This window comes from Noviherbaspirillum sp. (genome assembly GCF_035627455.1).
In the GTDB taxonomy this organism is placed as follows: Bacteria; Pseudomonadota; Gammaproteobacteria; order Burkholderiales; family Burkholderiaceae_D; genus Noviherbaspirillum.
In genome coordinates this window covers 35,988-56,657 of the sequence record NZ_DASPLS010000105.1, presented here as the reverse complement: position 1 = coordinate 56,657, position 20,670 = coordinate 35,988, and the positions used below count along the sequence as shown (strand labels likewise).

24 protein-coding genes are annotated in these 20,670 nt (G+C 60.4%); 2 read left to right on the top strand and 22 right to left on the bottom strand.

All coding sequences use genetic code 11. The features are described from left to right. The 21 genes from VEC01_RS20210 to VEC01_RS20110 form a co-directional block, all read right to left on the bottom strand. The coding region (locus VEC01_RS20210; protein WP_324902716.1) for a pyridoxine 5'-phosphate synthase at positions 1-589 on the bottom strand (589 nt) is incomplete at its 3' end. A gap of 27 nt (positions 590-616) precedes the next feature. Next, positions 617-1,471 (bottom strand): DNA repair protein RecO, encoded by an 855-nt coding sequence (gene recO / locus VEC01_RS20205; RefSeq protein ID WP_324902715.1) that lies wholly within the window; start codon positions 1,469-1,471, stop codon positions 617-619. A gap of 44 nt (positions 1,472-1,515) precedes the next feature. Next, positions 1,516-2,418, bottom strand: a complete 903-nt coding sequence (gene era, locus VEC01_RS20200) for a GTPase Era (protein ID WP_324902714.1) — start codon at positions 2,416-2,418, stop codon at positions 1,516-1,518. After that, positions 2,415-3,386 carry a ribonuclease III gene (rnc, locus tag VEC01_RS20195; protein WP_324902713.1) on the bottom strand — a complete coding sequence of 324 codons (972 nt, stop codon included), beginning with the start codon at positions 3,384-3,386 and terminating at the stop codon, positions 2,415-2,417. Before rnc ends, era begins: the two co-directional genes overlap by 4 nt. 21 nt (positions 3,387-3,407) lie before the next feature. Next, positions 3,408-3,791: a DUF4845 domain-containing protein gene (locus VEC01_RS20190; protein WP_324902712.1), complete on the bottom strand. Its 384-nt coding sequence runs from the start codon at positions 3,789-3,791 to the stop codon at positions 3,408-3,410. A gap of 22 nt (positions 3,792-3,813) precedes the next feature. Further along, positions 3,814-4,725, bottom strand: coding sequence for a signal peptidase I (gene lepB / locus VEC01_RS20185; RefSeq protein ID WP_324902711.1), 912 nt, complete (start codon positions 4,723-4,725; stop codon positions 3,814-3,816). Then, complete coding sequence (gene lepA / locus VEC01_RS20180) at positions 4,722-6,515, bottom strand: translation elongation factor 4 (RefSeq protein ID WP_324902710.1); 1,794 nt, start codon at positions 6,513-6,515, stop codon at positions 4,722-4,724. The genes lepB and lepA overlap by 4 nt, the downstream gene beginning before the upstream one ends. Positions 6,516-6,708: 193 nt before the next feature. Further along, positions 6,709-6,963 carry a glutaredoxin family protein gene (locus tag VEC01_RS20175; RefSeq protein WP_324902709.1) on the bottom strand — a complete coding sequence of 85 codons (255 nt, stop codon included), beginning with the start codon at positions 6,961-6,963 and terminating at the stop codon, positions 6,709-6,711. 128 nt (positions 6,964-7,091) lie between these two features. Next, a complete protein-coding gene (locus VEC01_RS20170; protein ID WP_324902718.1) occupies positions 7,092-8,498 on the bottom strand; it encodes a DegQ family serine endoprotease in 1,407 nt (468 codons plus the stop codon). Between the two features lie 83 nt (positions 8,499-8,581). Next, a complete protein-coding gene (locus VEC01_RS20165) occupies positions 8,582-9,610 on the bottom strand; it encodes a MucB/RseB C-terminal domain-containing protein (RefSeq protein WP_324902708.1) in 1,029 nt (342 codons plus the stop codon). A 5-nt stretch (positions 9,611-9,615) separates the two neighbouring features. Beyond that, positions 9,616-10,206, bottom strand: a complete 591-nt coding sequence (locus tag VEC01_RS20160) for a sigma-E factor negative regulatory protein (protein ID WP_324902707.1) — start codon at positions 10,204-10,206, stop codon at positions 9,616-9,618. A gap of 70 nt (positions 10,207-10,276) precedes the next feature. Beyond that, on the bottom strand, positions 10,277-10,879 hold the full coding sequence (rpoE, locus tag VEC01_RS20155; RefSeq protein ID WP_057293164.1) for an RNA polymerase sigma factor RpoE: 603 nt from the start codon (positions 10,877-10,879) through the stop codon (positions 10,277-10,279). A 90-nt stretch (positions 10,880-10,969) separates the two neighbouring features. Continuing rightward, positions 10,970-11,479 (bottom strand): flagellar hook-length control protein, encoded by a 510-nt coding sequence (locus VEC01_RS20150; RefSeq protein ID WP_324902706.1) that lies wholly within the window; start codon positions 11,477-11,479, stop codon positions 10,970-10,972. Positions 11,480-11,541: 62 nt separating this feature from the next. Next, a complete protein-coding gene (fabF, locus tag VEC01_RS20145) occupies positions 11,542-12,789 on the bottom strand; it encodes a beta-ketoacyl-ACP synthase II (protein WP_324902705.1) in 1,248 nt (415 codons plus the stop codon). 30 nt (positions 12,790-12,819) lie between these two features. Further along, the gene (gene acpP, locus VEC01_RS20140; RefSeq protein ID WP_040041346.1) at positions 12,820-13,059 is read right to left on the bottom strand and encodes an acyl carrier protein; all 240 of its coding nucleotides are present in this window, start codon (positions 13,057-13,059) and stop codon (positions 12,820-12,822) included. Between the two features lie 122 nt (positions 13,060-13,181). Beyond that, positions 13,182-13,928, bottom strand: coding sequence for a 3-oxoacyl-ACP reductase FabG (fabG, locus tag VEC01_RS20135; RefSeq protein WP_324902704.1), 747 nt, complete (start codon positions 13,926-13,928; stop codon positions 13,182-13,184). Beyond that, the gene (gene fabD, locus VEC01_RS20130; RefSeq protein ID WP_324902703.1) at positions 13,925-14,857 is read right to left on the bottom strand and encodes an ACP S-malonyltransferase; all 933 of its coding nucleotides are present in this window, start codon (positions 14,855-14,857) and stop codon (positions 13,925-13,927) included. Before fabD ends, fabG begins: the two co-directional genes overlap by 4 nt. Before the next feature lie 23 nt (positions 14,858-14,880). Further along, positions 14,881-15,867, bottom strand: a complete 987-nt coding sequence (locus VEC01_RS20125) for a beta-ketoacyl-ACP synthase III (protein ID WP_324902702.1) — start codon at positions 15,865-15,867, stop codon at positions 14,881-14,883. Further along, positions 15,864-16,955, bottom strand: a complete 1,092-nt coding sequence (gene plsX, locus VEC01_RS20120; protein ID WP_324902701.1) for a phosphate acyltransferase PlsX — start codon at positions 16,953-16,955, stop codon at positions 15,864-15,866. Before plsX ends, VEC01_RS20125 begins: the two co-directional genes overlap by 4 nt. 147 nt (positions 16,956-17,102) lie before the next feature. Further along, positions 17,103-17,285: a 50S ribosomal protein L32 gene (gene rpmF, locus VEC01_RS20115; RefSeq protein ID WP_057293158.1), complete on the bottom strand. Its 183-nt coding sequence runs from the start codon at positions 17,283-17,285 to the stop codon at positions 17,103-17,105. 112 nt (positions 17,286-17,397) lie between these two features. Further along, positions 17,398-17,895 (bottom strand): DUF177 domain-containing protein, encoded by a 498-nt coding sequence (locus tag VEC01_RS20110; protein ID WP_324902700.1) that lies wholly within the window; start codon positions 17,893-17,895, stop codon positions 17,398-17,400. A 105-nt stretch (positions 17,896-18,000) separates the two neighbouring features. Here VEC01_RS20110 and VEC01_RS20105 point away from each other — a divergent pair, with 105 nt between their 5' ends. Next, positions 18,001-18,612: a Maf-like protein gene (locus VEC01_RS20105; RefSeq protein ID WP_324902699.1), complete on the top strand. Its 612-nt coding sequence runs from the start codon at positions 18,001-18,003 to the stop codon at positions 18,610-18,612. 6 nt (positions 18,613-18,618) lie between these two features. Beyond that, positions 18,619-19,368 carry an SAM-dependent methyltransferase gene (locus VEC01_RS20100; protein ID WP_324902698.1) on the top strand — a complete coding sequence of 250 codons (750 nt, stop codon included), beginning with the start codon at positions 18,619-18,621 and terminating at the stop codon, positions 19,366-19,368. 290 nt (positions 19,369-19,658) lie between these two features. Here VEC01_RS20100 and VEC01_RS20095 read toward each other — a convergent pair whose 3' ends face one another. Then, complete coding sequence (locus VEC01_RS20095; protein WP_324902697.1) at positions 19,659-20,666, bottom strand: S49 family peptidase; 1,008 nt, start codon at positions 20,664-20,666, stop codon at positions 19,659-19,661. Positions 20,667-20,670: the final 4 nt, after the last annotated feature.

The following is a 20,670-nucleotide window of genomic DNA, read 5'->3' as shown; positions in this document are numbered from 1 at the left end:
TCACCTTCAACCCGTGCTTCACCCCGTCGACGACGCCTGCCTGCACACGCTCGAGCTCACGGTTTAGCTCGATTTCATCCCTGGCATCCGCATACCGCCCGGTGTGGATCTCGATGACCGGCGCACCAGTTTCCGCGGCCGCGCGGATCTGCTCGTTATCCGGATCGATGAAGAGGCTCACGCGGATGCCTTCGGCCTGCAGTTGGCGCACCGCTGCCTGCACCTCGGCGAAATGCTTGACCACGTCCAGCCCGCCCTCCGTCGTCACCTCGTTGCGGCGCTCCGGCACGAGGCAGACGTCGTGCGGAAGGATGCGGCACGCAAAGTCGAGCATCTCGCGCGTCACCGCCGATTCCAGGTTCATCCGAGTCCGCAATTGCGGCCGGATTGCTTCCACGTCCCCGTCCCGGATGTGGCGGCGGTCTTCGCGCAGGTGCAAGGTGATGCAATCCGCGCCGGCGTCCTCGGCCAGCAAGGCCGCCTGGACCGGATCGGGATACACCGTTCCCCTGGCATTTCTCACCGTAGCCACGTGGTCGATGTTCACGCCAAGGTCGATTACCGGAGTGGTGGGATGTAGGAGGCTCATGGCAATTTTCTAGAGTGGCGAATGGACTTACAACTGCATCAAATCTATCAGAATCTGTCGCGTGTTGAGCGGCGCGCCGCCCAAATGGTGCGCGAGCAGGAAGCGCATCAGGAACTTGCTTTGCGCCTGGGTCGTGGCGTCTCGATAATCCTCCTGCTCCATGTCCAGCAGCGTCTTGCCGTGCACGCGTGGCGTATTGTCCGCAGGGTGCGCCGGCCGCGGCCCGCGCTCCGGATCGACGACGTAGACGCGATCGGGTTCCACGGTGTGTCCGGTCGCGGTGCAGACCGAGAGGTTGCCGCCAACCCCGGTTTCCTTCAGCAAGGCCCGCTCGAACTTGCGCAGGACGATCGGCGCCGGCTCGTCGTGCGCCAGCTGGTTGAGAGTAGCGATGTAGTGGTCGAACAGGGCCGGATGCGGATCGTCGCGCGCCAGCAGCTTCACCAGCAGTTCGTTCAGGTAAAAACCGCAAAGCAGCGCCGACTTCTCCAGGGGCAACAGGCCACCGATCCACTCCGCCGAGGTCAGGGTGCGTACTTCGGCCTTTCCGCTCCACCCGAGCGTCAATGGCTGGAAGGTCTGCAATACGGCCCGCAGCTTCGAGTGCGGGCGCTTGGCACCCTTGGCGACCAGGGCAACACGGCCGTAGTCGCGCGAAAACACGTCCACGATCAGGCTGGTTTCCTTGTACGGGTAGCTGTGCAGGACGAATGCCGGCTGCGAGGAAACCCGGTAGTCTTTTTCGTGCGTCTTGGACGATGCGCCTTCGCGCCGCGCCTGCACCTTCGACGGACGCGCCGCAGGGGCGGCGCCTTCAGCCTCTTGCGGCAAGGCAGGGCCGACAGGCAGCCCCTCGTCCTCGTTGGTCAGCGGTAACGCCATGGTCGAACGTGTCGTCCTCGTATGGTCCGGACTCACGGCCCGGTCTATTCGTAACCGTATGCACGCAGCCCGGCTTCGTTGTCCGCCCAGCCCGACTTGACCTTGACCCAGATCTCCAGATACACCGGACCGCCGAACAGCTTTTCCATGTCGAGGCGGGACTGGGTGGAAATCTCCTTGAGCTTTGCGCCCTTCTGGCCGATCACCATCGCCTTGTGGCTGTCGCGATCGACAAGAATCGCGGCGAAGACGCGGCGCAAGTTGCCTTCCAGCTCGAACTTTTCGATCAGTACCGTGCTGGTGTAGGGCAGCTCGTCGCCGACAAAGCGGAATACCTTTTCGCGCACGATTTCAGACGCCAGAAAACGCTCGCTGCGGTCGGTGATGTCGTCTTCATCGAACATCGCCGGATTGGCGGGCAGGAAATTCCGGATCTCGGATTCGAGCACGTCAAGCTGGAAGCGCTGCTTGGCCGAGACCGGGACGATGGCGGCGAAATCGCGTTCGGCGGCGACCTTCTGCGCAAAGGGCATCATCACGGCCTTGTCCTTGGTCCGGTCCGCCTTGTTCAGCACCAGAATGCACGGCACCTTTTCCGGAATCAGTTCGAGCACCTGCTTGTCGGCAGGGCCGAAGGTGCCGGATTCGATCACGAACAGGATGACGTCTGCCGCCGTCAGCGTGTTGGTGACAGTGCGGTTGAGCGTCCGGTTAAGCGCGTTCGAGTGCCTGGTCTGGAAGCCAGGCGTGTCGACATAGACGAATTGCGTATTTTCCTTCGTCTGGATGCCTGTAATACGGTGGCGCGTCGTCTGCGCCTTGCGCGACGTGATGCTCACCTTGGCGCCGATCAGGGCGTTCATCAAGGTCGATTTCCCCACATTGGGGCGGCCGACGATGGCAATGTATCCGCAGCGGAATTCGTCGCGGGAATCTGTTGATGTCATGCAGTTTTCGTTTGGGTGGCAGGTCCCGCCTGCCCTGTGGTTTCCACCAACGGCGCGGCGTCATCTGCGGGCTTGGGCGCGTTTTCCTTCGGCTCTTGCCGCGGCTCCGGCTTCAAGTCCAGCTTGTTCTGCGAAGGATCAGGCTTGGTGTCCTGTTTGCCCTCGGCTTTGGCCGTCTTCGTGACCTTCTTGGTCTCGCTTTCGACGGGGGCGTCCGGCTGGATCGTGGCAATGCCCGCCAGCTTGAGCTGGGATGCGCGCGGTCGGGTCTTCCGGGCGGACGAAGACGATTTCGCCAGGGCCGTTTGCACAGCTTCGAGTGCGAGCTTCGCGGCGGCCTGCTCGCCGGCGCGGCGGCTGCCTCCGGTTCCGAACACCTGGATGTCGAGCTTCGGCACGAGGCACTCGACCTCGAATTCCTGGTTGTGGGCCGCGCCGTGCGTGGCCACGACGTTGTACTGCGGCAGGGCCAGCTTTTTCCCCTGGAGAAATTCCTGCAGCAAGGTCTTCGCATCCTTGCCCAGCGTTTTCGGATCAACCGTATCGAGAATGGGGATGTACAGGGAGCGGATCACATCGCGTGCGGCATTGAAGCCGGCATCGAGAAAGATCGCGCCGAACAGGGCTTCGAGGGTATCGGCCAGAATGGACGGACGCCGGAATCCGCCCGACTTGAGCTCACCCTCGCCAAGCCGGAGGAATTGCGAAAGCTCGAGGCGCTGGGCAATCTCGTACAGCGACTGCTGCTTCACGAGGTTTGCCCGCAAACGCGAAAGGTCGCCCTCGTCGATCTTGGTGTAACGCTCGAACAAGAGGGAAGCAACGACGCAGTTGAGGACGGAGTCGCCGAGAAACTCGAGCCTCTCGTTATGCAGGCTGCTGTGGCTGCGATGGGTCAAGGCTTGCTGCAGCAACGCAGCGTCCTTGAACGTGTGGCCCAGCCGATCCTGCAATAACTTGAAGTCCATCGTGTTTCGTGTCCAACCAGATCAAGGTTTCGGTTTCTTTGCGCCTGCGGTCGTCGCCTCGTAATCGATCACAAGGCTTGCCGGTCCGAACAGTTCAATCTTCCTTTGATAGGCGACTGCAACATCCCAGCCGTCGCCGGTCTTGGTAATTTCGAGGTCCTTTGCGGTCACGGACTCGATGTAATTCGTCTCACGCTGCTTTTCGAAGGAATCCTGAATTTCTTTGACAGTCGTTCCCGCATTTTTTGCATTGACGATTGCCTTCTTGACTGCGGAAAACTCGACGACCGTCGGCACTACTTTCATTCCAAGCACTGCGATCAAGGCAACGATGACGACGCCGAACAGGAACCCCACCAACGAAAGCCCGTTCTGCCGCCGCCCGGCGCAAATCCCACGCTTCATGCACACACTCCCTAGTTTCTCGTTATTGAAAACTGCCAATCCGCTTCAGATTACCGAGGTTCATCCAAACGAAAAATGCCTTTCCGACAATATTTTCGTCCGGAACAAATCCCCAGTACCGGCTATCGAGGCTGTTATCCCGATTATCCCCCATCATGAAGTAATGTCCAGAGGGGACGGTGCAAGTGAAACCTTCCACGTTATAGCTGCACAGTTCCCGCATCGGGAACGGATCCGGATTCTGCACGTAGGCCGGCGCCTTCTCGTCGTTCAGGATCTTGTGCGGAACGTCTCCAAGCCTTTCCACGTACTGTTTCGAATAGCTCAAGTGCTCTTCGTCCAGGTAGTCAGGAAGCGGCTCGTAAGAAACTTCTTTACCATTGATCGTTAAACGCTTGTTTTTATACGTGATTTTATCACCCGGCACGCCGATGACGCGTTTGATGTAGTCGAGCGAGGGATCTTTCGGGTATTTGAAGACCATGACGTCGCCACGCTGCGGGTCGTTCATCTCGATGATCTTCTTGTTAATGATGGGCAGGCGGACACCGTAGGTGAATTTGTTCACCAGGATCAGGTCGCCGATGACCAGGGTCGGGACCATCGAGCTCGACGGGATCTTGAACGGCTCGTACAGGAAGGAGCGCAGGAAGAAGACAAGCGCGATGACGGGGAAAAAGCTGCCGGAGTACTCGATCCACGTCGGCTGCCTGAGGATATCCGCCTCCAGTTTCGCACGGTCGCCATCCTCGACCTTGATGCCGTCCGCGCGCATTCGGGCGTGGCGCGCGTCAAACTCGGCCAGTGCCGCATTGGCGCGCGCCCGGCGCTGCCGGGCGAAATGGAAAATGTCCAGGAACCAGATGATTCCTGTGCCGATAGTGAGAATGAAAAGGATTAATGCGAAGTTGCCGAGAATCGCTTGCAAACTCATTTATCTTCCACTTGTAAAATCGCCAGGAACGCCTCCTGCGGCACCTCGACCGAACCAACCTGTTTCATGCGCTTCTTGCCCGCCTTCTGCTTTTCGAGCAGCTTGCGCTTGCGCGAGATGTCGCCGCCGTAGCACTTGGCAAGCACGTTCTTGCGCATGGCCTTGACGTTCTCGCGGGCGATGATGTTCGCCCCGATCGCGGCCTGGATGGCGACATCGAACATCTGGCGCGGAATCAGCTCGCGCATCTTCGCCGCCACCGCACGCCCGCGGAACTGGCTGCTGGCGCGGTGCACGATGATCGCCAGCGCATCGACCTTTTCGCTGTTGATCAGCATGTCCACCTTGACGACGTCCGCCGCACGGTATTCCTTGAATTCGTAGTCCATCGATGCGTAGCCGCGCGAGGTCGACTTCAGCTTGTCGAAGAAGTCGAGCACGATTTCCGCCATCGGCATTTCATAGGTCAGCATCACCTGCTTGCCGTGGTAGGTCATGTTGATCTGCACCCCGCGCTTCTGTGTGCAGAGCGTGATCACGGAGCCGACATACTCCTGCGGCATGTAGAGGTTGACGGTGACGATGGGCTCGCGGATTTCCTCGATCTTCGACGGATCGGGCATCTTCGACGGGTTGTCGACCATGATGACCGTGCCGTCGCGCTGCACCACTTCATACACCACGGTCGGCGCCGTCGTGATCAAGTCCATGTCGAACTCGCGCTCGAGGCGTTCCTGCACGATTTCCATATGCAAGAGGCCGAGGAAGCCGCAGCGGAAGCCGAAGCCCAGCGCCTGCGACACTTCCGGCTCGTACATGAGCGCGGCGTCGTTCAGCTTCAGCTTCTCCAGCGAGTCGCGCAGCGCGTCATACTGGTTGGCCTCCACCGGGAACAGGCCGGCGAACACCTGCGGCTGCACTTCCTTGAAGCCCGGCAGCGGCGCCGGCGCCGGCTTGGCGGCCAGCGTAATGGTGTCGCCGACGCGCGCAGCCTTCAGCTCCTTGATGCCGGCGATCACGAAACCCACCTGCCCCGCGGAAAGTTCTTCGCGCGCCTGCGACTTTGGCGTGAACACACCGACGCTCTCGGTCAGGTATTGCGCGCCGGTCGCCATCAGCGCGATCTTGTCCTTGGTGCGCAGGGTGCCGTTTACGATACGCACCAGCATCACCACGCCGACATAGTTGTCGAACCAGGAGTCGATGATCAGCGCCTGCAGCGGACTGTTCGTCTCGCCCTTGGGCGGCGGGACTTTCGCAATCAGCGCTTCCAGCACGTCCTCGACGCCTAGGCCGGTCTTCGCCGAGCAGCGCACCGCGTCGCTCGCATCGATGCCGATCACATCCTCGATCTCGCCAATCGCGTTATCGGGGTCGGCAGACGGCAGGTCGATCTTGTTCAGGACCGGCACCACTTCCACGTTAAGGTCGAGCGCGGTGTAGCAGTTGGCGACCGTCTGCGCTTCCACGCCCTGGGAGGCGTCGACCACAAGCAGCGCGCCTTCGCAGGCCGACAGGGAACGGCTGACTTCATAGCTGAAGTCGACGTGGCCCGGCGTATCGATGAGATTGAGGTTGTAGACCCTGCCGTCGCGCGCCTTGTAGTTCAGCGCCGCCGTCTGCGCCTTGATGGTAATGCCGCGTTCACGCTCGAGGTCCATCGAGTCCAGCACTTGCGCTTCCATTTCGCGATCCGACAGGCCGCCGCAGATCTGGATGATCCGGTCCGCGAGCGTGGACTTGCCGTGGTCGATGTGCGCAATGATGGAAAAATTCCGAATGTTGTCCATTAGCTAAGATGCAATTACAAAAAAGGCGCTCTGAACGGGATTTTCTCCCCCAAGTGAGCGCCTTTTAGACATAAGGTTGTTCGATAGCCGGCATTTTACCGGATTTCACGAGGGAAAACCCGCAAAATCGGCAGAGCCGGCGCATTCACGCCGCCTCGCAAACGAACTCTGCGGCACGGTGGTGGGGGAATAGCTATGCGGCTGCGAGAAACGTCCTCACCTTCGCTTCATCAAGGAAATAATTGCAGAGTTGGACGGATTCCTTGTCGCCTTTCTGGCCGAACAATACCGGGACCAGTTCATCGAACTGGGCGACCAGCACTTCGTCGGCGTCCACGTCCATCAACTCGACGGTAAACGGGTACTCCCCGCTCAACGCCTGCAGCGCTTCGAGCATGTCGTCACAAAGATGGCAGTACGAACGCGTGTAAAGTGTGAAATGAACCACGGTGCTTATTTCCCGGAGAGTCCCTTCCCGCCCTGCTCCATCATCCGGACCGGCGGTGCTTTCAGTATAGCGGGACGAAAAAAGAGCCGCGACCTTCCGGTCACGGCTCGCCTGCATCACGTTTGCCCTTACTGCCCGTTCGGACGGATCGGCACGAACTGAGAAGCCTCGCCGCGGCGCACAAGGACGACTGCTACTTTCTTCGGCTCCAGTTTCGTGACCAGACCGTTGAACTGCTTCGCATCCTTGACGTCGCTGTTGTTCAGCCGCAGGATCACGTCGCCCGGCCGCACTCCGGCGCGCGCCGCCGCACCGTCGGATGCATCGACGATCACGCCGCCATCGACCTTCAGCTCTTTTTTCTGCGCATCCGACAGATCGCTTACAACCAGCCCCAAGGCATTCGGCGCCTGGTCGGGCTTCGGCTTCTTCTCATCCTTGCGCGCCACCTTTTCCTGTTCCAGCTCGGCGATGGTGAGCGGCACTTCCTTCGCTGCTCCCTTGCGCCAAATTGTCAGCGTCGCGCGCGTACCCGGTTTGGTTGCACCCACCATGCGCGGCAGGTCGCTGGATTTCTCGATGTTGTTGCCGTTGAACTTCAGGATAATGTCGCCGGCTTCCAGACCGCCCTTCTCCGCCGGGCCGCCCGGCTCGACACGCTGGATGAGCGCCCCCTGGGTACGCGCCAGACCGAGAGACTCGGCGACGTCCTTGGTCACCTCGCCGATCTGGACTCCGATCCGCCCGCGCGTGACGCGTCCGCTGGTTCGCAACTGGTCCGCCACCCGCATGGCTTCGTCAATCGGCACGGCAAAGGAGATGCCCATATAGCCGCCTGAACGGCTATAGATCTGGGAATTGATACCGATTACTTCACCGCGCATGTTGATCAGCGGCCCTCCGGAATTGCCGGGATTGACCGCCACGTCCGTCTGGATCAGCGGCAAATAATCGCCGGTATCCCTCGCCTTTGCGGACACGATGCCGGCGGTCACTGTATTGTCGAGACCAAACGGCGAGCCGATGGCGATCACCCATTCACCGGCACGAAGCTTGTTCGGATCGCCGATGATCAGGCGCGGCAGGTTGTTGCCATCGATTTTCACAACAGCAACGTCGGTTCGCTTGTCGACGCCGATGATCTTGGCCTTGAATTCGCGCTTGTCGGTCAGCGTGACGAAGACGTCGTCGGCGCCGTCAACCACATGGGCGTTGGTCAGCACAAAGCCGTCCGCGGAAATGATGAACCCGGAGCCGACACCCCGCGGCACTTCTTCTTCCTGCTGAGGCCCGGGACGGCGGCCGCGCGGTGCAGGCTGCTGCTGGCGCGGCATCGGGATGCCGAAGAAGCGGCGGAAGAACTCCTGCATCTCCTCATCCTCGGCACCCGGCATGCCGCTGCCGTTCTGGCCGGACTTGACGCGTTCAATGGTGCGGATATTCACCACTGCGGGGCCGGTCCGGTCGACCAGGTCGGCAAAATCGGGCAGCACCTGGCCGGATGCAGCCTGCGCCATCGACGCCGAACCCAGCATGATCGGCAGGACCACGCCTCCCAACGTGCCCACGAAGAGTGCGAAAACGAATTGTCGAGCGATCGAGAATGTTTTCATTTCATCTATTTTAGCTGTCTGGATGTGAATTCAATCGAGTTGGCGACTTGCCTGATTGCCGTTGAAGGCACCTCACCGACGATGGTAAGCCAAAAGTCGCCCTGTCGCTTGCCAACGATGTTCAGCGCGCCTTGCTGCATCGAACCTTCGGTACGACTCTGCGAACCCGGTTCAATGAAAACCGAGATGGCGGCGAGGCCGTCCGAAAACACCATTTGCGAGACTTCGCGCTGGCCTGACCGCAGCGAAGCGGGTGCAACCGACTCCGTCGCGCCGGAATCGGTCACCACCCGTTTGACTTCCCGGACTTTTTTGAAGCCCGCCGGCAGCGACTTGACCGTCCAGCCGGACGGCCCGGCCTGGCTCATTACCGCATTTTCCACTTTCCAGCCGCTGGTATTGGTGAAGCTCGACTTGGCACGAGCACGATCGACATCACCAATAGCGATCTGGGTGAATGCAATCTGTTCGATCACTTCCTGCTTCTCGTTCAGCGTTTGCGCCCGCAGCAGCAATCCACTGCTCCTCTCGACCCAGAGGCGGTAGCCGTAACGCATATTGTCCCTGGGTTCAAGCAGGATCGCCTGGCAATCGTAGCCGGCAACACGACCGACCTCGCCCTTCCTGATGCTATAGAGTCCCTCCAGCTCGGCGGGGCTGGCGGCAAGGATCGCCGGGAATACGTCCTGCACCCCCCTTTTCTCCACCAAGAGGGTTTTCGATTCCGGCACGTAGCAGATGACTTCGTCGTTGGTGCGGACATACTCGCGCGGCTTGCCGTCAAGCACTTCCAGCTTTTCATATTCGTTCCGGCCGTCGAGGACATGCGTGATGCGCGAGGTGCGCATTTGATTTCCCTGCTGGTAGACGAAGGTGCCGCTGTAATTCAGCTTCTGTGCCGCCGCTTGCATCTTCTTTAGCCACGACTGCGCTTCCCGAGCGTCGGAGACGCCGGTGCCGTCGGCGTGCGCCGAGAGCACGAGGAAAAACGACATGGCAACGACAAACTTTAAAAAAGCGATTGTTTGCCGCATAAGATTCATTTACCAGGATTGGTTGCAAATGTCGCCGACCTGGCGAACTGGGCAGAGCTGTAGACGGATGGAGAAATGCGCTGGTGCGCCATCAGATAGTCGTCGATCCTCGGGTCGCGCAGCACCACTCCTTCAGGAGCGGACGCGGCAACGATTCCCGGCTGCTCCCCGCCTGCAAGTTGCACCGGTGCCTGTGCGGTGCTGCTGCTGTCGCCCTTCATCGCAACCATCAGCTGCGGCGTGGCGATGAATGCCACGCTTGCCATCGCCGCTGCCGCAGCCATGCTCGGCAACGCCCATTTCCGTGCCGAACTACGGGCAGCGGACTTCACCTGCGCAGGCGCGACAGCACTCGGAGGAGCGACGATCGTCGGCTCTGCATCCAGCCGCGCCGCCATGCGCGCAGAAAACCCGGGGCTCAGGCCGACAGCCATGTCGTCCGAACGCAACAAATCACCAATCTGGTGATACAGATCCCAGTCCGCGCGCGCATCCTGGTCGCGCAAGGACGCAAGCGCAGCATCCAGCTGCAGCTCGTCCAGCTCGCCGTCCGCCAATGCAGAAATCTGTTCCCGGGTCGTTTCTTTCGTGTTCATACCTACCTCGTTCAGGATGCGCCATATCCTGTTTTTGCTTGAAAAAGCCTCGTTTTGCCTATCCCTGCACCTACCAGCGCTTGTCGATCGCAGTGCCTAACAGCGGCCTCAGTTTTTCTGCGATAGCCTCGCGAGCCCGGAAAATCCGGCTGCGCACGGTGCCGATCGGGCACCCCATTGCTTCCGCGATTTCATCGTAGCTCAAGCCTTCGATTTCACGCAATGTAATCGCGATGCGCAGCTCGTCGGGCAGTGCATCCATCGCCACATTCACGGTTTCAGCGATCTGCTTCGTCGCGAGCATCGACTCCGGCGTATTGATGTCCCGGAGGTGCTCGCCGTCGTCGAAGGTTTCCGCCTCTTCGGCATCCGCCTCGGTGGACGTCGGCGCCCTTCGGCCCTGCGTGACGAGGTAATTCTTCGCCGTGTTGATGCCGATCCGGTAGAGCCAGGTATAAAACGCCGAGTCCCCACGGAATTGCGGCAGGGCACGGTACGCCTTGATGAAGGCTTCCTGAACCACGTCCTCTGCTTCTGCCTGGTCGCGCACAAGCCGCGATACGAGCCGCATCAGTTTTCGCTGGTACTTGGAGACCAGCAGCTCGAACGCCTTTTTATCGCCGCGCTGGACGCGCTCGACAAGCAGTTGATCAATGTCGCGTTCTGTCGTCAATCCCCGGTCCCTTGTTCTGTTGCAACATTCACGCGGCTAGTGCAGTTGACTGCGGGAAATGCAATAAGTTCAATCAGTTTTGAAAAATTTTTAGAGAATTTCACGTTCCGATTCGTCTTTCCGTTGACTAATCCATCGACACGCAACCGATAACGCGCGAAACCCGTCCGGCGGGACGCTGTCCCGCATGACCGGGACTATCGTCACTTCTCCGCTGTCCGCCTTCAGGTGCAGCAAGAGCATGGAGGGCCAGATCGTCGAGCAGTCCGTCAGACGGACAACCTCGCCCATCCCCCATACATGCGGCCGGTTCAATTCCATACAAGGGGCATTTGAAGCGGGTTTGGCGATGCGGATTTGACCTGTGCCGGAGATATCAATATGTATGGGTTTTCGATGACGAACGCCATGATAAAACCCAAAAAACGAGAGAAAAACCACCACTGCGGCGAGAAGCGTCCGCGCCGGTGCCGGAAGTCCGGCGCCGATGCCGCCGATGCCGATCGCGATGCCTGTGGCGGCCGATGCGAGCGCCATCACCGCCGTCGCCACACGCAGGAAGCGTGAGGGCTGCACGACCGCGGAGACCGCAATGGACATGGAAGAGACGGAAATGGATGGCTGAACGTTCCCCTCCGCTGCCAGGGAGGGGAACGCGTCGATCAGACCTTGCCGAAGACGAGGGTGCCGTTCGTGCCGCCGAAGCCGAACGAGTTCTTCACTGCGATATCGATTCGCATCTCGCGCGCGGTGTTGGCGCAATAATCCAGATCGCAGGCAGGATCCTGATTGAAGATGTTGATGGTAGGCGGGGAGACCTGGTTATGCACGGCCAGTACCGTGAATACGGATTCCAGGCCGCCTGCGCCGCCCAGAAGGTGGCCGGTCATCGACTTGGTCGAGTTCACCACGACCTTGCTCGCATGGTCGCCCAGTGCACGCTTGATCGCCACGGTCTCGGCGATATCGCCAAGCGGCGTCGAGGTACCATGCGCGTTGACATAGCTCACCCGGTCCGGATCGATTTGCGCGTTCTTGAGTGCCGCCACCATGCAGCGACGTGCGCCGTCGCCGTCTTCGCGCGGCGCGGTCATATGGTACGCATCGGCGCTCATGCCGAAGCCGAGCACTTCCGCGTAGATCTTCGCGCCACGCGCCTTTGCGTGTTCATATTCTTCCAGCACCATCACGCCGGCGCCTTCGCCCAGGACGAAGCCGTCGCGATCCTTGTCCCATGGACGGGAAGCGGTGGCAGGATCTTCATTGCGCGCAGAGAGGGCGCGCGCGGCTGCAAAACCGCCGACGCCGAGCGGGGAGACGGTCGACTCGGCACCGCCGGCGACCATCACGTCGGCGTCGCCGTACTCGATCATGCGCGCAGCTGCACCGATGCAGTGCAGGCCGGTCGTGCAAGCCGTCACCAGCGCCAGGTTCGGCCCCATGAAGCCGTACTTGATCGACAGGTGCCCGGAGATCATGTTGATGATCGACGCCGGCACGAAGAACGGACTGATGCGGCGCGGACCACGGTTGGTCAGCTCGGCATGCGTTTCCTCGATCATCGGCAGGCCGCCGATACCGGAACCGACGATCACGCCGATGCGCTCGGCATTTTCCTCGGTCGCAGTGATGCCGCTGTCCTGAATCGCCTGGATTCCCGCGGCCATCCCGTAGTGGATGAATGTATCCATGTGACGCGCTTCCTTACCGGGAATGTAATCCTCGATATTGAAGCCCTTGACCTCACCGGCGAAACGCGTGGAGAAAGGCGTGGCGTCAAACTTGGTGATGGTCGCAATGCCGGATTTGCCTTCGATCAGCGCAGCCCATGCATCGGCAATCGTATTGCCGACAGGGGAAACGCAACCGAGGCCGGTCACTACGACACGACGTTCACGAGAGCGGCTCAAGCGGTACTCCTGGTTTGAATCAAAACAGCTTCAGGCCTTGACGTGTGCCTTGGCGTAGTCGATCGCCTGCTGCACCGTTGTGATCTTCTCGGCCTGCTCGTCGGGGATTTCCATTTCAAATTCGTCTTCGAGTGCCATAACGAGTTCAACCGTGTCGAGCGAGTCGGCACCGAGGTCATCGACGAAAGACGATTCATTCTTGATGTCTGCTTCGGCGACGCCCAGTTGCTCGGCGACGATCTTCTTCACGCGTTGTTCGATATCGGACATATTATCCCTCCAGTGGATTACAGAAAGTGCGCGCATTTTATCAGGTTTGCGCAGTGAAAATTCACTTTTGGCTTTTGTTTTCAATAATGCTTGATCTTCGGCCAAAAGCGTCCAAGAGTTGCTTAATTCATGTACATGCCGCCATTGACGTGGAGCGTCGTGCCGGTGATGTACCCTGCTTGTGGCGAGGCAAGAAAGGTGACTGCAGCAGCGATGTCCTCGGGTTGACCGAGGCGGCCGAGCGGGATCTGCTGCATCAGGGCTTCGGTCTGCTGCTCGCCCAGTTCGCGCGTCATGTCGGTGTCGATGAACCCGGGCGCAACGCAGTTCACCGTGATGTTGCGGCTACCGATCTCGCGCGCCAGCGCGCGGCTCATTCCGGCGACGCCGGCCTTTGCCGCGGCGTAATTCATCTGTCCCGGATTGCCAGCAGCGCCGACGACCGAGGTAATGTTGATGATGCGGCCGTAACGCGCCTTCATCATCCCGCGCAGGACAGCGCGCGACAGGCGGCCGACGGCGGTGAGGTTGGTGGCAATGACTGCATCCCACTCTTCGTCCTTCATGCGCATCGCCAGCTGGTCCTTGGTGATGCCGGCATTGTTGACGAGGATGGACAGGCCGCCAAACTCCTTCTGCACCTGGTCGATGACGGCATTGCAGGCGTCAGCCTCGGTGACGTTCAATACGACGCCCTTGCCGCAGCCCGGCGCGACGCCGTTGAGGTATTCGGTAATGGCTGCCGCGCCCGCTTCAGTGGTTGCGGTGCCGATGACCTTGGCGCCCTGCTTCGCCAGTTCCTGGGCAATGGCGCGGCCAATGCCGCGCGATGCGCCGGTGACCAGCGCGACTTGATTGTTCAGATTCACTTGAGAAGCTCCAACACTTTGTCCAAAGAAGCCTGGTCGACAATCGCGTCGCCCACGAGGTCGCCGTTGATCCGCTTGGTCAGGCCGGCGAGCACCTTGCCGGGGCCGCATTCGATCACATGGGTGACACCCTCCTGCGCCATTTTCTGTACCGTCTCGACCCAGCGCACCGGGTTTGCCGCCTGGCGTACCAGCGCATCCTTGATGGCGGCGACATCCTGAACAACGGCGACATCGACGTTGTTAATCAACCGCAATTGCGGCACCGAGAACTGCAGCCCGGCCATGTAATCCCGCAAACGATCGGATGCCGGCTTGAGCAGCGACGAATGGAAAGGTGCGGAGACCGGCAACGGCAACGCGCGCTTGGCACTCTTGGCCTTCGCCGCCTCGCAGGCACGCTCGACGGCGGCCTTGTGGCCGGCGATCACAACCTGCGCCGGCGCATTGAAATTGACGGCCTCGACCACTTCGCCTTGTGCCGCCTCGATGCAAGCGGCGCGCACGTCGTCGTCCGACAGGCCGAGGATGGCGGCCATGCCGCCCTGCCCGACCGGAACCGCCTCCTGCATTGCCTGGGCGCGGAAACGAACCAGGGGCACCGCATCCTTGAATGCGATCACGCCGGATGCGACCAGGGCGGAATACTCGCCGAGACTGTGGCCGGCAACGATGGCAGGCGCTTCTCCGCCAGCAGCGATCCATGCACGGTAGCAGGCCACGGCCGCGGTCAGCATCACCGGTTGCGTGTTGGTGGTGAGGTCGAGTTCCTCCTTCGGCCCCTCCGCGATCAGCTTGCCGAGGTCGAACTGCAGTGCGTCCGACGCCTCCGCAACCGTCTGCGCGACAACCGCATTCCCGGCAAAGCCGTTCAACATGCCGACAGCCTGCGATCCCTGCCCGGGAAAAACAAATGCGAATTTGGTCATGCTTTTATTATTGAAAGAAGTGATTACATGCGTGCGAGCACTGCACCCCAGGTGAACCCGCCACCCACGCCTTCCAGCATCACGTTCTGGCCGGGTTTGATGCGCCCGTCCCGAACCGCGGTATCGAGTGCGAGGGGAATGGAAGCGGCGGAAGTATTGCCATGCTGGTCGACCGTGACCACCATCTTCTCCGGCGGCAAACCGAGCTTCTTCGCCGTACCCTGCATGATGCGGATGTTGGCCTGGTGCGGCACCAGCCAGTCAATCTGGGATGCGTTCATATTGGCCGCATCCAGCGTTTCGTTGGCGACTTTCTCGAGGACGGAGACTGCCAGCTTGAACACTGCCTGGCCGTCCATGTACAGGAAGGCGCTGCCGTCAATCGCGCCCGCGCTGACGCTGCCCGGCACGCACAGGATGTCGCCATGACTGCCGTCAGCATGCAGCTTGGTGGCGAGAACGCCGGGTTCGCTCGATGCAGTCATGACGATGGCGCCAGCACCGTCGCCAAACAGCACGCAGGTGGTGCGGTCTTCGAAATTCAGAATTCGGGAAAAAACCTCCGCACCGATGATCAGCACGTTCTTGTGCGCGCCGGACTTGATGAAACTGTCAGCGATCGATACCGCATAGACGAAACCGCTGCACACGGCCTGGACGTCGAATGCTGCGCTGCCGTTCGCCATGCCCAGCTTGCGCTGGACCACGCACGCGGTGCTCGGGAAGCCGCCGAAATGGTCGGGCGTGGAGGTAGCTACGATGATAAGATCGATCGCGCCCGATTCCAGGCCGGCCATCTGCAGCGCGCGCTTCGCGGCTTCGGCGGCAAGGTCGCTCGACTGCACCGTCGGCTCCGCATAGTGGCGCGCAGAAATGCCGCTGCGGGACACGATCCACTCGTCGGACGTCTCTATCCCCTTCTCCGCCAACTGCAGAGCGAGATCGTTATTCGTGACGCGCCTGGGCGGCAGATAACTTCCCGTACCTATTATTTTGCTATAGAGAGTCATGCCGTCTTCTGGTGTGGTAATTCGGTAGTTGCGCTCAACACCTCCGCCTCCGTCACCACCTCCGGCTGAGGCAGCAGTTCAGCGATGGTCCTGGTGATCCGCGACAGCAGGTCGTGGCTGGCGGCGTCATACGCGCGCTTGATCGCCCATTCGTAACCGTAGGCATCCTCGCCACCGTGGCTTTTGAATACGAGACCGCGCAGTCCGAGGAAGCTTGCGCCGTTGTAGCGCGACGGATTCATGCGCTGCGAAATTGCCTTGATCGCTCCCTGCGCAATGAAGGCACCCAAAAGATTGACCGGGTTGCTCTTGAACTCGTTCTTGAACACCGTCTTCAGGAAACGCCCCAAGCCCTCCGACGCTTTCAGCACCACGTTGCCGACAAAGCCGTCGCAGACGACGACATCGGTCGTCCCTTCGAAGATGTCGTTGCCTTCAACGTTGCCGTAGAAGTTGATGATGCCTTTTTCATGGTCTGCGCGCAGCAACGCCGCGGTCTGCTTGACGACCTCGTTGCCCTTGATGTCTTCCTCGCCGATGTTCAGCAGCCCGACCGTCGGCCTGGCCTTGTCTTCGAGCGAGGAGACCAGCGCCGAACCCATCAGTGCGAACTGGTGCAGGTGCTGCGGCTCGCAGTCCACATTCGCGCCAAGATCGAGCATGTAGGTCGGCGTGTCGGTCTGGTTCGGCATGGGAAAGCAGATCGCAGGACGGTCGACACCGGGAATGGTCTTGAGCACGTAGCGGGATACCGCCATCAGCGCGCCGGTATTTCCGGCGGAAACGCAAGCGTGCGCCTGCCCTTCCTTGACCAGGTTGACGGCGACCCGCATCGAGGAATTCTTCTTGCGGCGCAGCGCGACCTCAACCGGATCGTCCATGGCGACGACCTCGGACGCATGAACGACGGAGAGGCGCGGATGCGAAGAAGCGTTGAGCTTTTTCAGTTCGGCCCGGATCACATCTTCGAGACCGACCAAAATCAGTTCGGCGTCAGGTTCGTGCTGGGCGAATGAGACGGCTGCGGGAATCGTGACTGACGGGCCGTGATCGCCACCCATGCAGTCGATAGAAATTTTGATTGTCATTGTTTTGACTCAGTACCTCGCTCCAACCGACTAGCGGGCCAGGTTCGGCGTGATTCAAAATGACGCAATGCGTTTTTTCAGCATATGAAAAAACGGCGCCAAGTCAAACTCGCCGCGCCGCTTTTCAGCTTCGAACAATGACAGCGATTATTCGTCGTTCTTGGTCTTCAGGACCTTGCGGCCACGATAGTAGCCATTCGGGCTGATGTGGTGACGCAGATGGGTCTCGCCGGTGGTCGGCTCGACTGCCAGCGGCGGAACGCTCAGGTGGTCGTGCGAACGGTGCATACCACGCTTGGACGGGGACTTTTTGTTTTGTTGAACGGCCATGATGACTCCTAAACCTTAAGATCTGAAATTTTAACATATCCGGCTCGCCAACTCTTGCAAGCCGGGAATACTTCTGCACTTCCCGACCGGCGCGCAGCGCCGCCGAAATACCTTACTGCTTCAACTTTTTCAATACCGCGAACGGCGAAACCTTTTCGTCCTCGGGCGCGGGCTTCACAGCCGGCAAATCAGGACAAACGTCATGCTTCGGCGACAACGGGATCGCCAGCAGCGCCTCATCCTCAATAACCTGGCCAATATCGAACTCGTGGCTGCCGACGATGACCTCTACCGACTCATCGGCCAGAAGCGCGTCGATCTCGTCGGCGCTGCCCTCGTCCTGCGCGAGCACCAGGGTCGCATCGGAGGCGATCTTGAATTCGAACGGCGCGAGGCAGCGCTGACACATCAGATGCAACGAGCCGGACACCGACAAGCTCAGCTGCGGGTGCCCCTGCCTGTTGTTTCCGCCATGCAGCGTCCACGCAAGCATGCCCTTGCGGTCGACTGATTCGTCGGCCAGCCTGGGCAGATCCGCGACCGCAACTTCCCCCTCGCGGCGCTCCTTGAGTCTGCAAAACTCGAAGGCATCGATGACAAAAGCGTTCATACGGCGAGCCGAACCCGGAAAACCTGCGATAATAACAGGCTTTTCCCTTAATCGTCAAAGCGTTAGGCCGCTTTTGTTGAGCAGTCATTCAAAAAGAACGCCAGAATGCCCACTTCGACCAACTTTCCCCGCCTGATCCTCGCCTCCAGCTCTGCCTACCGGAAGGAATTGCTGAGCCGGCTGCACCTTCCCTTCGAGGTTTCGGTGCCGGATATCGACGAAACGCCGAGACCCGGGGAAAGCCCGGAACAGACTGCGCTCAGGCTTGCCGAGGAAAAAGCGGCAACCGTTGCAGCAGCATTTCCGGGCGCCATCGTCATCGGGTCGGATCAGGTCGCCACACTGGATGGTGAACAGATCGGCAAACCCGGCAACCACGACAATGCGCTGGCGCAGTTGCGGAAGATGCGCGGCCGCGAAGTGATATTCCATACGGCGCTTTGCCTCTGGAACGGATCCGCGGGCGCCGCACCCCGCCTCCAGCGGGAGAATGTGCAGACTTTCGTCACCTTCCGCGATCTTCCGGATGCCGAGCTGGATGCCTACCTGCGGCTGGAACAACCCTATGACTGCGCCGGCAGCGCCAAAAACGAGGGCCTCGGTATCGCGATCCTTGAACGGATCGACAGCAGCGATCCGACCGCCCTGACCGGCCTGCCCCTGATCGCGCTGTGCACGATGTTGCGGCGTGCCGGCGTTTCCTTCTTTACTTCCTGAAATCGCATGACGGGCATTCTCTACCTCATACCGAATACGCTCGGCAGCGAAGCCGGCCAACAGAACCCGCTGGCAGAGGTCATTCCCGAGCGCGTGCAGGCAATTACCGCCGGGCTCGATTATTTCATCGCAGAGAACGCCAAGACCACGCGCGCCTTCCTGAAGCTGGTGGCCGCCCGGCATCCTCTTGGCAAAGCCCTGCAGGAAATACACATCGCCGAGCTGAACGTGAACACCGCGGAACAGGCGCTTCCGGCCCTGCTCGCGCCGTTGATGGAAGGCCGCGACGCGGGCCTGATCTCGGAAGCCGGCGTGCCCGCGGTTGCCGACCCCGGGGCCAATCTCGTGCGGCTCGCGCATGCAAAAGGGATTGCCGTCAGGCCGCTGGTCGGCCCCTCCTCGTTATTGCTTGCGGTGATGGCAAGCGGATTGAACGGCCAGAGCTTTGCATTCAACGGCTACCTTCCGACCGACGCCGCGCTGCGCGCGAAACGACTCAAGGCCCTGGAGGATCGCTCGCGCCAGGAGAAGCAGACACAGCTTTTCATCGAAACACCGTACCGGAACGGCGCGCTGCTTGAAGCGATCGTGACGACGTGCCACGGAAACACACTGGTCTGCGTCGCCACCGACCTGAGTCTTGCATCGGAAACGATACGTACGCAAGCCGCAGCCAAATGGAAGGCCGAGCTCGCATCCGGAAAGCAGCCGGATTTTCACAAGCGCCCCACCGTATTCCTGCTGCTTGCCCAGTAGCGCAAAAGTGCAAAACGGCGGTATTGCGCCGCCGTTTTGCATGCCCTGTCGGGCAGGTATTGAGAAGGCTCGTATGCCTCTCAAAACCGCGTCCGAGACGCGGCACATGATATCCGGCCCGTGAGTTTTTCCAGTAGCGTGCTTTTTATACGGTACGTGGATCGAAACCGGAACCGGACATCTCAAGTATAAATCGCGGGGTACAGGTTTCAAGACTCAGGTACGGCCGGAATTCTTGAATATTGCCTATGACACCGACAGGTGCGATAGATGCCTGTCGGCCCCTGAGCCTACTTTAATGCCGGCCGTGCCGCGCTGTTCCAGAAGGACGACATTGCCGCCGTGCCGACCGCGCCGCCGAATTTCTTCAACAGCTTTTCGGACAGACCTTCTCGCTGCGTGTAGTCGACGATCTCTTCCGCCTTGAGTTCGTCGCGCGCAACGGAGTCCACGGTGCCGAAGCCATCGGCAAGGCCGATCTCCACTGCTTTCGAACCGCTCCAGAACAGGCCGGAGAACGTGTCGGGCGTTTCCTTCAGGCGTTTGCCCCGCCCCTGGCGCACAACATCGATGAATTGCTGGTGGACTTCGTTGAGCAGTTCCTGCGCGTAGTTCTTGTGCTTGCCGCTCTGGGGGCTGAAGGGGTCGAGGAAACCCTTGTTCTCGCCTGCGGTCATCAGGCGGCGCTCGACGCCGAGCTTATCCATCAGTCCGGTGAAGCCGAAACCCTCCATCAGCACGCCGATGGAGCCGACGATGCTGGCCTTGTTCACGAAAATCTTGTCCGCGGCGGCGGCAATGTAATAACCTCCGGACGCGCAGATTTCCTCCACCACCACATACAGCGGCTTCTTCGGGAACTCGGTGCGCAGGCGAAGAATTTCATCGTTGATCATTCCGGCCTGCACCGGGCTGCCGCCGGGGCTGTTGATGCGCAGGATGACGCCGACCGAGGTCTCGTCGGCGAACGCGCGGTTGAGCGCCTGGATCACGGAGTCGGCCGATCCGGCGCCGCCGGCCTCGATGGTGCCGTCGATCTCGATCAGGGCGGTATGCGGGCCGACGATTTCCGGTTCCTGCTGGCTCAGGCCAAAGGCGAGCCACAGGCCGACGGCAATCAGTCCGAGCATGACAAAACGAAAAAAGATATTCCAGCGCCGCGCGGCACGCTGCTCCCTGAGCGTGGCGAAGGCGAGCTTTTCGAGGACCTCGCGCTCCCACCCGGCGCCCCGCGCCGGCTCGCTTCGGGAAGCCGAATTGCGAATCTGGTTCTGCTCTTCGAAATTATCGTCAATCATCGTT